Origin of the sequence: Paenarthrobacter sp. NPDC091711 (assembly GCF_044756605.1) — a bacterium.
Taxonomy (GTDB): Bacteria; Actinomycetota; Actinomycetes; order Actinomycetales; family Micrococcaceae; genus Arthrobacter.
The window spans coordinates 538507-551387 of the sequence record NZ_JBIVTF010000001.1 but is presented as its reverse complement, the minus strand read 5'-3'; the positions used below and the strand labels follow the sequence as shown (position 1 = coordinate 551387).

The following is a 12881-nucleotide window of genomic DNA, read 5'->3' as shown; positions in this document are numbered from 1 at the left end:
ATTCAGGACTGCCGCGTCGTGCTTGCAGGGGCTCACATCAGGGACGGAGAGGTGCTTGTGTGCTGAGAATGTGCGGAAGTGACTGTTGCCAGGCGGCCGCTACTGAAACTGGCCGATCTGGAGAGGCCCCAACACATCCCCGTCCAAGAGGGGACCGTTAATGAGTGGGCCGTTGATCAGCCCACCGTTCAAGATGCCTCCAGCCAGAAAGTCGTTGAGGACAGTTACCTCTGAAGGGGCCGCGATTGCGTTGGCGGCTGTAGGCGTGTCGGTTGTGATCGCTGCTTGTGCAGGAAGAGAGGCGATGGTGAACGCGGAAGCTGCGAGCATTGTTCCCACCGTGAGGCGAGCGGCGTTCTTGGTGGACTTGTTCACGGGATCTTCTCCATTACGTAGCTGACGATATCCACGCGCCACAGTGTGACGCGCCATCAGTAGTTCGGAGCTGCAGGCCCTATGGATGGGAGTGGTGTTCTGCCCGGACTCACCAAGCGCCCTCAGATGGACTGCCGGTAGCCGAAGAATTCGTGGTCGTTGTTGTAGCCGCCGTGTCCGCTGCCGATGTCATGGAAGTCTTCGACGAATTCGATTCCTTTGACCCATTTGACCATTTTGAATCCGAGTTGGGATTCGTTGCGGAGCCTGACGGGTGCGCCGTGGGTGAAGTTCAGTGGCGCATCGTTCATGTCGAGGGCGAGCATGGTGAGGTGGTAGCTCATTTGCCCGATCTCTTGGGCGTCGTAGTAGGTGCCGCCGTCGGATCCTTCTGCGAAGGAGTAGAAGATCACCCATTTCGCTTCGGGTGCTGGATTGACGATGTCCAGGATGGTTTGCATGGATACTCCGCCCCACTTGGCGACGCCGGACCATCCTTGGATGCAGAAGTGCTGGGTGATCTGTTCGTGTGGGGGCAGGTCACGGAGTTGATGGAGCGAGAGTTCCACCGGGTTTTCCACGAGCCCGTAAATGGAGAGGCGGTAGTCGCGGAATTGGTCCGCCTGCAATGCCTGGTACTGATCGCTGTCGGGCACGCGCCCGTTGCCCCAGAAGTAGGGTGAGATGTCTTTTTCGGTGTAGCGTCCCGGCTTTGAATCGAGGTGTTCAAAGAGTTGCTGGAACGGGCCGATGAGCGCGAACCCGATGCGTTGCACGGCCCGCGGGTGCCGGTAAGTGACGGGTGTGGCAGCTACCCAGGCGATGATCATGGCCACCATGGATGCGGCGAAGATACCGAACCCGGCCCAGGATGCGGTGTCGTTTGCGGCGTACATGTGGTTCAGGTTCCGCAGCGCACCGGTAGTGAACACCAGGGTTACGTGGATGAGGATGAAGAAGAGGAACCAGCACAGCACCAGGAAGTGCAGGGACCGGGCCAGTTGGATGCTCAGCACTGAGCTGATGCGGTGGAACTTGGTGGATAGCGCAGGTGACATCCCGAGACCGGTGATAAGCGCTGCCGGCGCGGCGATGAACACGGTGATGAAGTACGCCATCAGCTGCAGGCTGTTGTAGTTGTTCCAGCCATTTTCAACGGGCCAGTCCAACGACAGGTACTGGATCGCGACTGACACGGCGTTCGGGAACACGTCCCAGCTCAGCGGCACCAGTCGCATCCACTGCCCGGTCGTGAAGAGAAGGATGTAGAACACGACGCCGTTCAGGAGCCACAGGGTGTCGGCGCCAAGATGCCACCACCTGGCGAGCCCGATCGAATGGCGTCGGCCGGGCAGGCCCACACCACCGGGAAGAGTGATGGAGTCCGCCTTCGCCGTGTAGGACGGGTCATCGGGTACGGGCTTTTGCATCCGGAACCACTCCGAACCCGGTGTGGAGTGCTTGGACCAATACAGCCGGGGATGATCTGCCAGCACGGTGATACCGGAACGGATGATGAAAATCATCAAGAACGCGTTCAGGAAGTGCTGCCAGCCGAGCCACGCGGGAATCCCCACCGGAGCACCATCGGGCAAGTCCATAGTGCCGGGATAGTCCAGGACGAACCCCTGAACGGCCGGTAGCTCGCGCAGCCCCTTCGCGACAGCGATGCCCGCCACCAAAAGAACCAGACCGATCGGAAGCAGCCACAACAGGTTGAACCACTTGCCAGTCTTTAGACGGACCCGCGGAGCCACCCCGTACTGCGCCGGTAAGCCACCTGCCCAGTCCTTTCCCACGCTGAGGTGCTGCCTCGCATCCACGCCCTCGCGATACCCCGGATCAGTCACTGCCGCCCCCTGTTAGTGATGTTTCCAAGTGCCTTACGAGCTGTGATGACAAGGAACCAACGCCACAAGAATACTTCTTCGACACCACGAGGGTATCGGCATGGCACCAGGTGCCGTACGGCACGGCCTCGGCGAAGAGGTGCCTCGACGACGGCGACTTCACCACCGTCGTCGAGTAGTGCACCCCCACGCCTCAGATCACGCCTAAGCGATCGGTGCCGGCGGTTGTTCCCCGCTGAGCACTGCGAGGGCGTTGTCGGCTGCGAGCATGGCCATGGCGGTGCGGGTCTCCACGGTGGCCGAGCCGAGGTGGGGCAGCAGCGCAACATTGTCCAAGTCCAGCAGTCCCGGGTGCACGCGAGGTTCGTGCTCATAAACGTCCAGTCCTGCTCCAGCGATCACACCATCCCGGAGTGCTGTCGCAAGTGCGTCTTCGTCCACGATGGGTCCGCGTGCGGTGTTGACGAGGAATGCCGAGCTCTTCATCGTTGCGAGTTGTTCGGCTCCGATCAAGTGATGAGTGGCGGGACCGTAGGGGCAATGCAGTGACACGACGTCGGAAACTGCCAGCAACTCGTCGAGGTCCACGCGCCGGGCGTCCAGCTCGGCGGCGATCGTGGGATCCAGCTCGCTGCGGGACTGGTACACGATCTCCATACCGAACGCTTTGGCCCTACGAGCCGTTGCCTGGCCGATGCCGCCCATGCCGACGACGCCCAGTGTCTTGCCTTGCAGGCTGGAGCCGAGGAGGAAGAACATGCCCCACTTCCAAGCCTGGCCGGATCGGATGAGTCGTTCTCCCTCGGCGAGCCGTCGGGTGGCCATGAGGATGAGGCCGAAGGCGATATCGGCTGTGGCGTCGGTGAGCACGCCGGGAGTGTTGGTGGCGACGACACCGCGTTCCACACAGGCGGGGACATCAATGTTGTCATATCCCACAGCCACGTTCGCCACGACTTTGAGCTGCGGGCCGGCGGCGTCGAGCAATTCAGGATCAACGCGTTCGGTGAGCAGGGACACGATCGCGTCGGCCCCGGCGACCCGGCGCAGGAGTTCGTCGCGCCCAATGGACTCCGGGCCACTCCAGGCATCTACTTCGTGTTCTGCGCGGAGCTTTTCAATGGCAGCGTCGGGGATGCGTCCCGTGACGACGACGCGGGTCATGCGGTCACGATCCATTCGCGGAGGCGGCCGAGGCCTTCGCGGATGTCCGCGACGTCGATGCCTGAGTAGGCGAGCCGGATGTATTGCCGTTCCTCGCCGGGTTGGCGTCGGCCGAAGTGCTCGCGGGTGCAGAAGGAGACGCCGGTCTTGTAGAGTGCGTCGCTCGCGAAGTCACCGACTGCCGTGTAGCCCATTTTGTCCATGACGTCGGTGACGTCGGGGAACAGGTAGAAGGTGGATTGGGGCACAGCGACGTGCATTCCAGGGACGGAATTCACTAACTCGCAGGCAGCATCCCGGCGTTCACGCAGAACGTCCAGCATCTGCTGCACTGGTTCTTGGGTTCCGCGGAGCGCTTCGATGCCTGCCCACTGCACGTAGTGGGTGGTGCAGGACTCGTCGTTCGTGTTGAGTGTGCTGAGCACCTTGGCGATCTCGAGAGGCGCAACCGCACAGCCGAGCCGCGAGCCGGTCATAGCGAACTTCTTGCTGAACGTGTAGAGGATGACGGTACGTTCTGCCATGCCAGGAATCGAGGCGATCGAGCTGGAGACTCCTTCGTAGCGGGTCTCGAAGTAGGCCTCGTCGGAGAGAACCCAGAGATTGTGCTCCTGGGCGAGCTGAGCGACAGCCTCGCGCTCGGCCGCGGTTGACTCCGCGGAGATGGGGTTCTGCAGGTCGTTGTAAATGATCGCAACGGTATTCGGGGTGATGGAAGCGCGCACCTGATCAAGGTCGATCGAAAAGCCCTGGCTTGTGGGGAGGTAGCGGTACGGTACGGCTGTGCCTCCAAGGTATTCGATCTGCGATTCGTAGATCGGGAATCCGGGATTCGGGTACAGCACCTCCTGCCCAGGATTCATGACCGCCTGGAGGAACTTCGTGATGACGGGCTTCCCGCCAGTCATGACCACCACGTTATCCGGGGAGAGGCTGATGCCACGGCGTGAGCCGATGTCCTCTGCGAGTGCTTCGCGCAACTGTGGGATGCCCGGACCGGGGCAGTAGCCCGTGTAACCGTCGGCGATTGCCTTGGTCATGGCTTCGACGATATGTGGGGCAGTGGGGATGTTGATGTCACCCAGGTGGAAAGGGTAAACCAGGTTCCCCTTGGCCTTCCAGGCCGCCGCAGCTTGGGCGACGCTAAAGGCAGTTTCGGTGCCGAGCCGTTCGAGTCGATGCGCGAGTTGCTGCATGCTTTGTACTCCTCGTTGAGTTAAGAGTCATTCGTAGACATCTAATACATAACTAATATATCAAAGGCGTCTGAAACATGACGGCTTGCGACCCGGGGGAGTTGTTCAGGGCCGCTGTTCGATCAGGGCGAGCTGGGTACCGTCGGGGTCTATGAGGTATCCGGCACGAAGACCCCACGTTTGCCTACGGACCGGGTGGAGGCGTGGCATACCGGCGGTGGTCACCGGCACGCCGGTCCGGAGTATGGCGTCGTACAGCTCATCGACATCGGCCACACGCAGGCAGCACATGAAGTTGCTCGAGTACGGATCAAGGTCCGGAAATGGAAAGAACTCAAGTTGCAATCCGGCCCGGGTCAGGATCATCCAACCTTGGTCGCGGAACTGGCATACAAAACCGAAGGCACCGTAGAACAGTTCGGTCGCGTCGAAGTCCCGGGAGGGGAGATTTGGGACAGCGAGGTCGTGCTCACGGGCAGGGGACATGGACCAATGGTGACATACGCCCTGGGCTGGCAACGTGCTGCGCCGAATTTTCGCCTCGACTACCATTCCCCGGCGTCGTAGGCTAGCACCGGCGCTCGTCGCCGACGACATTGGTGGCCCGGGCGGTAAGTCAGGGAGCCGCAATTCACTGACAATCACATGAAGGAGGCGTGAACCGGATGTTCACTAAGAAGGGTGATGAGGCTGTTCTGGCCAAACTACGGGGAGCACCCGCACCCTACGGGGCCATCGGGGAGCGCCTGCACAGCATTATCCGGGAGAGCGCGCCCTCGTTGGAGCCGATCGTACGGTGGGGACTGCCCTTCTATGTAAAGGACGGCCAGGATGTTTGCTACATCAAGCCGGACAAGGAGTACTTGGTATTTGGCTTTGGTGAAGTTGTGAATCCCGCGCAGGAGGAGGGCGCACACATGCACCCGGTCGCATGGACCATAACCTCGCTGGATGAAGCGACGGAGGCCACGATTCGCGGACTCGTCGAGAAGGCGGTCTCCTAACGCGGCCCGGCGGAGGGATTGTAGTCAGTTCCCGACGGTCCGTGCCTGCTCCAGATCGGCTGCGTTCGCCAGTGCTTCGCTGAGGCTCTCCCGCTGCTCGCCGGTGAGCTTGATGGCTGCGACCTCCGCCAGCAGTTCGCCGGCCTGCGCCTGCTCGCCGAGCCGCATCGCGAGCTCGGCGGCATAGACCAGTGCTTCCACCAGCTCGGTGACCGGAGCCGAGCCGCGGTGTTTGTTCAGTGCGCTGCCCAGGATCCGTGCGGCCTGCCGGGTGTCGCCCTTGGAGTCGCCCAGCACCACCGCGTTCCGAGTTGCTTTCGCAAGCTGGCTTGAAGGTTCGTCGGTGTCAGTGTCCGCCGCATCAGTGTTGTGGAAGATGCGGATCCAGTTGCCGCCGGGGTCCACGACAGAGAAGCCTGTAGCGTTGCCGCTGTTCTTCCGCTTGCGTGGCCTGGTCATTCGCGGGATGCCGGTGACCAGCACCTTGCCGTGCACCGCACGCATGCCAGCGGCGAAGGCTTCGTAAAGCGCCATGGTGTCTTCCACCAGGACCACACATGACCCGTACGACGCCTCCGGGTCGAAGCCGTCCAGCCCGAAGAATTGCAGCTGGAAGTCTTCGCGGCGGAGGCCAACGCAGGGGTAGGGCTTGGTCTGCCAGTAAGTCCGCTCAAAGCCGAGCATCTGGTAGAAATCCGCGATCTCGTCGATGGACCGGCAAGGCAGCAGGGGAACGGTAATCTCGCCTGACATGGCGTCATCCTCACGCGTAGGAGAGCAGCAACTCTGCAAAGCGTACGGCAAACCTCCGGTGTGGCAACCTTCAAATTTCAGTTACGGACCCGTCGTGGCAGCTAGATCCATGGTGGGGCAGATGGCGTGGTCCCGTTCGCGAGGGGACCGTCGGCTGTGACGTTGTTGGTTCCGCGGCCGGTGGCCCATTCGACGACGGCGGGGAGGGGGCCGGTGATGGTCGTTGGGTCCGGGGTGCTGGTGTCGCCGAACGTGAGGTTGGTGCCGTTCCCGGCAGTGTTGGTGACGTTGATGAGGAGTCCGGTGTCGGTGCTGCGGGTTTTCCACGCGCCGGTGATGTCGCCCAGGAGTCGTTCGAGGACCGGGGCTGGGATGTCGTTGAAGGTGGCTCCGTTGTCCAGGTCCACGGCATGGACCCAGACTTCGCGGGTGCGCATCCACACTGTTTCTGAGGCCGGGACGGTTCTGCCTTGGGCGGTGCGGACTTCGTTGGCCCAGTTCGCATCGGGGAGGTCGCGCCATTCGACGGACAGGTGCACGGCGGAGTGGTCGAACAGGTTCCGCAACGCGATGGGTGAGAGGGTCGCTCCGAAGTCGATTTCGTGGTTCCGTGCCTCGGGGGAGGGATACATGGGTGTCTCCACCCCGGTGGCAGCCCATTCAACCAGGCGGGCGATCGCGCGGGCGTTGTATCCGACGTGCGCGATGACGTGGCGGCGGGTCCAGTCCGGAAGGAGGGTGCCGCCGTCGAGCTGGGCGTCGGTGAGTTCGTTGAGTTTACGGGCGAAGAACGCGGTGCCCCGCCGGGCCTGCAGGAGGTTCTCCTGCAGGCCCGGATCGGTGGCGAGGTCGTGGCGGGCTGCCATCAGGCTTCCTTGACCACGCGGTTGGTCAGCTGGCCCAAGCCCTCGATGGTGGTGACCAGGAGCTGGCCTTCCTGCAGGTACCGTTTGGGGTCCTGGGCGTGGCCCACGCCGCCGGGGGTGCCGGTGGCGATCACGTCACCGGGGTTCAGGGTGATGATGGTGGAGATGTAGGAGACCAGGAACTCGGGGGTGAAGACGAGGTCGCCGGTGGGGGTGGACTGCTGGATTTCCCCGTCCACGGCGGAGGTCATGAGCGGGCCAACAGTGAATTCGTCGCGGGTGACCAGGGCCGGGCCGAACGGGGTGGAGTTCTCCCACGTCTTGCCCTGGAGCCACTGGATGGTGCGGAACTGGTAGTCGCGCATGGACACATCGTTCAGGACCGCGTACCCGGCAATATGATCGGCGGCGTCGGCTTCGGCGATGCGGCGGCCTTTCTTGCCGATGATCACAGCAAGTTCGGCTTCCCAGTCCACCGTGTCCGATTCCTGCGGCAGGGCAAGGTCATCGTTCGGGCCGATCAACGATTCCTGGTATTTGGCGAACAAGGTGGGGTACTCGGGGATTTCCCTGCCCATTTCCTTGATGTGGTTGCGGTAGTTGTGACCCACGCAGATGATCTTCCCGGGTGCGGGAACGACGGCGGCGAGGTCGGCGCCGTCGAGCGCGTGCGTTGCGCCGTTGGCCGCCTTCGCGGTGGTTTCCCAGGCGGGGTCGGCCAGCAGCGCGCCGACGTCGGCGTACCCGGGGATCTCTGTCAGGGTCTCGCCGTCCTGACGGACGGCTTTCGTTCCAGCGGGAGTGCGGAGGGTGAGGAGTCTCATGCGTTCTTGCGTCCTTCGGTGTAGCTGCGGTTGAAGTTCAGTCGTTCAAAGATGGGGGCGTCGCTGAAACGGAACAGATCAAACTCTGTTGGTGTAACAGCGTTCGCGTCCGCGGTCAGGGACCATTCCTGCCAGGACGGGACCACGAACAGGTCACCCTTGGCCAGGGCCTTGGTCTCGCCATTCAGGACGACGGTGCCGGTGCCTTCGAAGACCTGCCAGACACTGGAGCCAACCTCGCGGAGCGGCTCGGTGGAGGCTCCGGCGCGGAGGCGGTGGAACTCGGCCCGGATGGTGGGCATGACGTCCCCGCCGGTGGTCGGGTTCGAGTACCGGATGGCGGCGTGGCCTTGGGAAACGGTGGCCGGGTGGCCCTCGTCCTCCAGCAACAGCTGTTCGCGGAGGGCTGCGTCGGTGTGTTCCCAGCGGTACGCGGCGATGGGCGAGTTGGTGGTGTCATCGAGACCGGACAGTGGGCGGAGGCCGGGGTGGGCCCAGAGCCGTTCGGAACGGGAAATGTCCGGGGTCGCTTCATCGGTGACGCGTTCGGTGCCGAACTCGAAGAACCCGGCATCGGCATAGTGCACGAACGGGATGTCCAGCCCGTCGATCCACGCCATCGGCTGATCGGTGTCATTGTGGTGGCCGTGGAAGTTCCAGCCCGGGGTGAGCAGGAAATCACCGCGGCGCATCGCCACCGGATCCCCGTTCACTACAGTCCAGACGCCCTCGCCCTCGACGACGAAACGGAACGCGTTCTGGGAATGCCGGTGCTCCGGAGCAACCTCACGGGGTCCAAGGTACTGGATGGCGGCCCACAACGTCGGGGTCGCATACGGGGTGCCGGCCAGGCCCGGGTTGGCGAGGGCTATGGCGCGGCGTTCTCCACCGCGGCCCACGGGAACCAGATCCCCCGCCCGGGCAGCCAAAGGATACAAGTCATTCCAACGCCACACATGCGCCACGGCCTTCGGCGTGGGGACCATCGGCATCAAGTCACCGATCTCCGTCCACAACGGCACCATGTTCCCGGCAGCGAAATCCTTATACAGCTGCTCCAACTGGGCAGCTTCCTCCGCAGTGGGCTCCGGCACAACATGCGCGGCGGCCACAGATTCATGCGTTGGGTTCTCGGCGCTGATGGACACGGGGGCCTCCTCGATAGGGTGCGAACAGTTTTTGGCGTAGTTCGACCCTATGGATGGCCCGCCGGGAGTCAGAGAAGTTTCTGCTGTGCAGAATTGTAGGATCATTGCGGGGTCCGCTATGCGCGGAAAGATGCGTGAATGGGGCGCAGAGCGGGCCTGGCAACGCGGAGGTGGTGCGTTGTGAGGCCACCTAGGCTCCTTCGGCCGGGTTGGCCGCGATGTCCACTTCCAGTTGGCGGCAGGTTGCACGCAAGGCAGCCACCAAACCGGCGTCGAACACTTTACGGAAGCGCGTGGCTGGGGTGGCGACACTGAGTGCGCCGACCACCTGCCCTTGCCGGTTGTGGAGCGCCATCCCGAGTGCGCTGACGCCCTCCTCAGTACCCTCGAAGTTGGCCGCGAATCCGTTGCCCCGGATGCTGTCCAGCTCGCGCAGAAAGGCCGGGTAGTCAGAGGCCAGGATGGTGTCACCGCCGATCTCCGCATTGTGGCCCCGGAATAGTTGCTCGATCATGCCGGGCTCGAGTTCGGCCAGCATGGCTTTGCCGCCGGACGTCTTATCGGCCCGCATGACAGTCCCCTGCCGGTCGCCGATCCGCAGTACGTTGCTGCCCTCCACGGTGGCGAGGAAGCGGACTTTGGTACCTACCCGGACCATCAGGTTGACCGTCTCATCCAGACGCGAGGACAAGAGTTCCATATGGGGTTGGGCGAGGTCGCGCAGTTGCCGCGTCCAGCTCAGTCCGGCCGGGCCAACTCCCATCGCAGGGCCCGGAACGTATCGGCGGTTCTCGTCCTGCACGGCAAAGCCCCGGTACACCAGCATCGCCAGAAGTCGGTGCGCGGTAGAGGGCGCGACGCCAAGCTCTGCCGCCGCGTCCTTGAGGCGGAGCGCTCCGCCGTCGCGGAGGAGTTGGAGGAGCTGCAAGGCGTTGTCCACGGCTTCGATGGAATACGTGGGCCGCTTCTGCGCTGGTTTCCGGGTTGAGTCTGGTTTTCGGCTTGGTTGTGATGCTGAGCTGTTCTGCACAACAGAATTATATGGCCCCTCGAGTGCTGTTCATCTGACAGTGGTGGGATGAATCACACACTTCCCGCTGCAGCGTCGCAAGGGTCATCTTCCCGAACCGGCACCGCTGAAGTTCCCGCTGGCACCAGCTCTCCGCGGTTCTCCAAACGCTCGGCACTCGCCGTGCTGGTGTGCTGGCTGCTGGTGGTCTTCGACGGTTACGACCTCATTGTGTACGGCACCGTCCAGGCTTCCCTGATTTCTGAAACCGGCTGGGGCCTGACCAAGGCCACGGCCGGGACCATCGGTTCCATGGCGTTCCTCGGCATGATGATCGGAGCACTCTTCGCCGGCCGCATGGCCGACTCCTTGGGAAGGCGTAAGACCATCCTCGGATGCGCGGTGGTCTTCTCGATCTTCACCATCCTCTGCGCGTTCGCGCCCAATGCGGCCGTGTTTGGCGCCTTTCGCCTGCTGGCCGGCATAGGACTAGGCGGGCTTGTGCCATCGGCCAACGCCTTGGTGGCCGAACTGGTCCCCGGCAAATGGCGGTCCACCATTGCCACGCTCATGATGTCCGGGGTCCCCATCGGTGGATCCCTCGCCGCGCTGGTGGGCATCCCGCTCATTCCCGCCTTCGGATGGCAGGCCATGTTCCTGGTGGCCGTGCTGGCTTTGGTCATTGTGGTGCCGCTGGGCTTGAAGTACATTCCGGAAACCCTGACGCCAGGGTCCATGACGGGTGGTCAGTCCAAGAACTCCGCAGGTTTCCGCAGCCTGCTCCGCGCGCCCTACCTGGGCATCAGCATCCTTTTTGCCCTGGCCACCATAGCCACCCTGTTCGCTTGGTATGGCCTGGGCACATGGTTGCCCAACCTGATGCAGCTGGCGGGCTACAACCTGGGATCGGCGCTGACCTTCGCACTCGCCCTGAACCTTGGTGCCGTTGCTGGATCGGTCATTACCGCCTGGGCGGGCACGCGTTTCGGTCCGATTCCGACGGCGATAGCGGCAGCCGCCGTCGCCGCCGTCGGGCTTGCCGTTCTCCTGGTCAGTCCGCCCGTCAGTGTTGTCTATCTCGCCCTGGTGCTTGCCGGCGTCGGAACCCACGGCACGCAGTGCCTCATCATCGCTGCCGTCGCCAGCCACTACCCCGACCATTTGCGGGGGACCGCCCTCGGATGGGCGCTGGGCACTGGCCGCATCGGAGCCGTCATAGCACCCCAGGTGGGTGGCTTGTTGCTGGCGGCCGGGTTGGGCGTCAACTCCAACTTCCTCGCGTTCGCTGGAGCGGCCGCAATCGCAGCTTTGCTGCTGGCCGGCGTCGCAGTCAAAATCACCACCAAAATCTCCCAAGGAGCAAACAATGTCTGAATACCCTGATTCCACTGACGTTCTGGTTGTGGGAGGTGGCATGGCCGGCCTCGCCGGAGCTTTGGCCCTCCGCGAAAACGGCGCCAACGTCACGCTGGTAGAGCGGGCGCCCGAGTTCGGGGAGGTGGGTGCCGGCCTGCAGATGGCACCGAATGCCTCGCGCATTTTGAAGAGATGGGGGCTCCTGGAGAAAGCACTCGACATCGGTGTCCAGCCCAAGCACCTGGTGTTCCGCGATGCCATCACCGGCGAAGAGCTTACGCGTCAGTCGCTCGGCGGGGAGTTCGCCGAACGCTACGGCGCTCCTTACGTGGTGATTCACCGCAGCGACTTGCACCGTGTGCTCCTTGAGGGATGTGAAGCTGCCGGGGTGAAGCTGATCAATGATGTCATGGTGAACGGTGTGGAAACCGTGAACGGCCGGGGAATAGTGCACACAGAAGCCGGAGTGGACTATGAAGCGGACGTAGTCATTGGCGCCGACGGCCTGAAGTCCACGCTTCGCCCGCTGGTGGCCTCAGATGAACCCGTTTCCTCTGCGTACGTTGCGTACCGGGGAACCGTTCCCATCACATCGGAAACCCCTGCCACGGACCTCGAAGACGTTGTGGTCTATCTGGGCCCGGACTGCCACCTGGTGCAGTACCCTCTCCGCAAGGGTGAGTTGCTGAACACTGTGGCTGTATTCAAATCTCCGTCCTTTGAGCGCGGGGAAGAGCAATACGGGGGAGTGGACGAGCTGCAGGCCGCCTACAAGGATTGCATCCCGCCGGTGCAGTCGGCGCTTGCGAACCTCGCCACCGGGATCCGCTGGCCCATGTATGACCGCGATCCAATTGAGAATTGGGTTGCCGGGCGCATGGTCCTCATGGGCGATGCCGCCCACCCCATGCTCCAGTACCTCGCGCAAGGCGCTTGCCAGGCCCTGGAGGACGCGGCCGTGCTGCAGGACGTCACCGCGGGCACCGTCTTTACAACCGACGGCATCAACCCCGCTGGCTGGGACGAGGCCTTGGCCGCTTTCAACTCCGCCCGCGCCGCCCGCACCGCGAGGGTCCAGCGCACCGCTCGCGTCTGGGGTGAGTCCTGGCATGTCTCCGGATTGGGCCGGACTCTGCGCAATCTGCTGTTCAAGAGCCGCAAGGATGACGACTTTCAGTACAACGACTGGCTCTATGGTCAAACCGGGGAGGGATTGCCGGCACCGGAGGCGCCCCGGGTTGCCAGCCAGCTGCCAGCCTGACGCTACGCGCTCATGCCGCCTGCCGTCGTCGTGCGTTTCTTGAAGCACGACGGCGGTGGCCGCCACTTTCCGGTG

13 protein-coding genes are annotated in these 12881 nt (G+C 63.2%); 3 read left to right on the top strand and 10 right to left on the bottom strand.

The features are described from left to right. Nucleotides 1–99 precede the first annotated feature (99 nt). The 5 genes from ACIQH5_RS02525 to ACIQH5_RS02505 form a co-directional block, all read right to left on the bottom strand. Complete coding sequence (locus ACIQH5_RS02525) at nucleotides 100–375, bottom strand: hypothetical protein (protein WP_400399992.1); 276 nt, start codon at nucleotides 373–375, stop codon at nucleotides 100–102. 122 nt (nucleotides 376–497) lie between these two features. Next, nucleotides 498–2225: a molybdopterin-dependent oxidoreductase gene (locus ACIQH5_RS02520; RefSeq protein WP_400399990.1), complete on the bottom strand. Its 1728-nt coding sequence runs from the start codon at nucleotides 2223–2225 to the stop codon at nucleotides 498–500. A gap of 204 nt (nucleotides 2226–2429) precedes the next feature. Further along, nucleotides 2430–3389, bottom strand: a complete 960-nt coding sequence (locus tag ACIQH5_RS02515; protein WP_400399989.1) for a 2-hydroxyacid dehydrogenase — start codon at nucleotides 3387–3389, stop codon at nucleotides 2430–2432. Then, a complete protein-coding gene (locus tag ACIQH5_RS02510) occupies nucleotides 3386–4585 on the bottom strand; it encodes a pyridoxal phosphate-dependent aminotransferase (RefSeq protein WP_400399987.1) in 1200 nt (399 codons plus the stop codon). The genes ACIQH5_RS02515 and ACIQH5_RS02510 overlap by 4 nt, the downstream gene beginning before the upstream one ends. 105 nt (nucleotides 4586–4690) lie before the next feature. Further along, nucleotides 4691–5071, bottom strand: coding sequence for a bleomycin resistance protein (locus ACIQH5_RS02505; RefSeq protein WP_400399985.1), 381 nt, complete (start codon nucleotides 5069–5071; stop codon nucleotides 4691–4693). A 179-nt stretch (nucleotides 5072–5250) separates the two neighbouring features. On the opposite strand from ACIQH5_RS02505, the gene ACIQH5_RS02500 reads away from it, so the two are divergent. Then, nucleotides 5251–5589 carry a DUF1801 domain-containing protein gene (locus tag ACIQH5_RS02500; RefSeq protein WP_400399983.1) on the top strand — a complete coding sequence of 113 codons (339 nt, stop codon included), beginning with the start codon at nucleotides 5251–5253 and terminating at the stop codon, nucleotides 5587–5589. Nucleotides 5590–5613: 24 nt separating this feature from the next. Here ACIQH5_RS02500 and ACIQH5_RS02495 read toward each other — a convergent pair whose 3' ends face one another. The 5 genes from ACIQH5_RS02495 to ACIQH5_RS02475 all read right to left on the bottom strand — a co-directional run bounded on the left by ACIQH5_RS02495 (nucleotide 5614) and on the right by ACIQH5_RS02475 (nucleotide 10210). Continuing rightward, nucleotides 5614–6342: a hypothetical protein gene (locus ACIQH5_RS02495; RefSeq protein ID WP_400399981.1), complete on the bottom strand. Its 729-nt coding sequence runs from the start codon at nucleotides 6340–6342 to the stop codon at nucleotides 5614–5616. 101 nt (nucleotides 6343–6443) lie between these two features. Continuing rightward, nucleotides 6444–7208, bottom strand: a complete 765-nt coding sequence (locus tag ACIQH5_RS02490; RefSeq protein WP_400399979.1) for a maleylpyruvate isomerase family mycothiol-dependent enzyme — start codon at nucleotides 7206–7208, stop codon at nucleotides 6444–6446. After that, on the bottom strand, nucleotides 7208–8032 hold the full coding sequence (locus ACIQH5_RS02485; RefSeq protein WP_400399977.1) for a fumarylacetoacetate hydrolase family protein: 825 nt from the start codon (nucleotides 8030–8032) through the stop codon (nucleotides 7208–7210). The genes ACIQH5_RS02490 and ACIQH5_RS02485 overlap by 1 nt, the downstream gene beginning before the upstream one ends. Beyond that, nucleotides 8029–9180: a cupin domain-containing protein gene (locus tag ACIQH5_RS02480; RefSeq protein WP_400399975.1), complete on the bottom strand. Its 1152-nt coding sequence runs from the start codon at nucleotides 9178–9180 to the stop codon at nucleotides 8029–8031. Before ACIQH5_RS02480 ends, ACIQH5_RS02485 begins: the two co-directional genes overlap by 4 nt. Before the next feature lie 190 nt (nucleotides 9181–9370). Beyond that, nucleotides 9371–10210 (bottom strand): IclR family transcriptional regulator, encoded by an 840-nt coding sequence (locus tag ACIQH5_RS02475; protein ID WP_400399973.1) that lies wholly within the window; start codon nucleotides 10208–10210, stop codon nucleotides 9371–9373. 48 nt (nucleotides 10211–10258) lie between these two features. On the opposite strand from ACIQH5_RS02475, the gene ACIQH5_RS02470 reads away from it, so the two are divergent. Both ACIQH5_RS02470 and ACIQH5_RS02465 read left to right on the top strand, forming a co-directional pair. Continuing rightward, a complete protein-coding gene (locus ACIQH5_RS02470; RefSeq protein ID WP_400399971.1) occupies nucleotides 10259–11563 on the top strand; it encodes an MFS transporter in 1305 nt (434 codons plus the stop codon). Continuing rightward, nucleotides 11556–12806 carry an FAD-dependent oxidoreductase gene (locus tag ACIQH5_RS02465; RefSeq protein ID WP_400399969.1) on the top strand — a complete coding sequence of 417 codons (1251 nt, stop codon included), beginning with the start codon at nucleotides 11556–11558 and terminating at the stop codon, nucleotides 12804–12806. Before ACIQH5_RS02470 ends, ACIQH5_RS02465 begins: the two co-directional genes overlap by 8 nt. The last annotated feature ends 75 nt before the right edge of the window (nucleotides 12807–12881 follow it).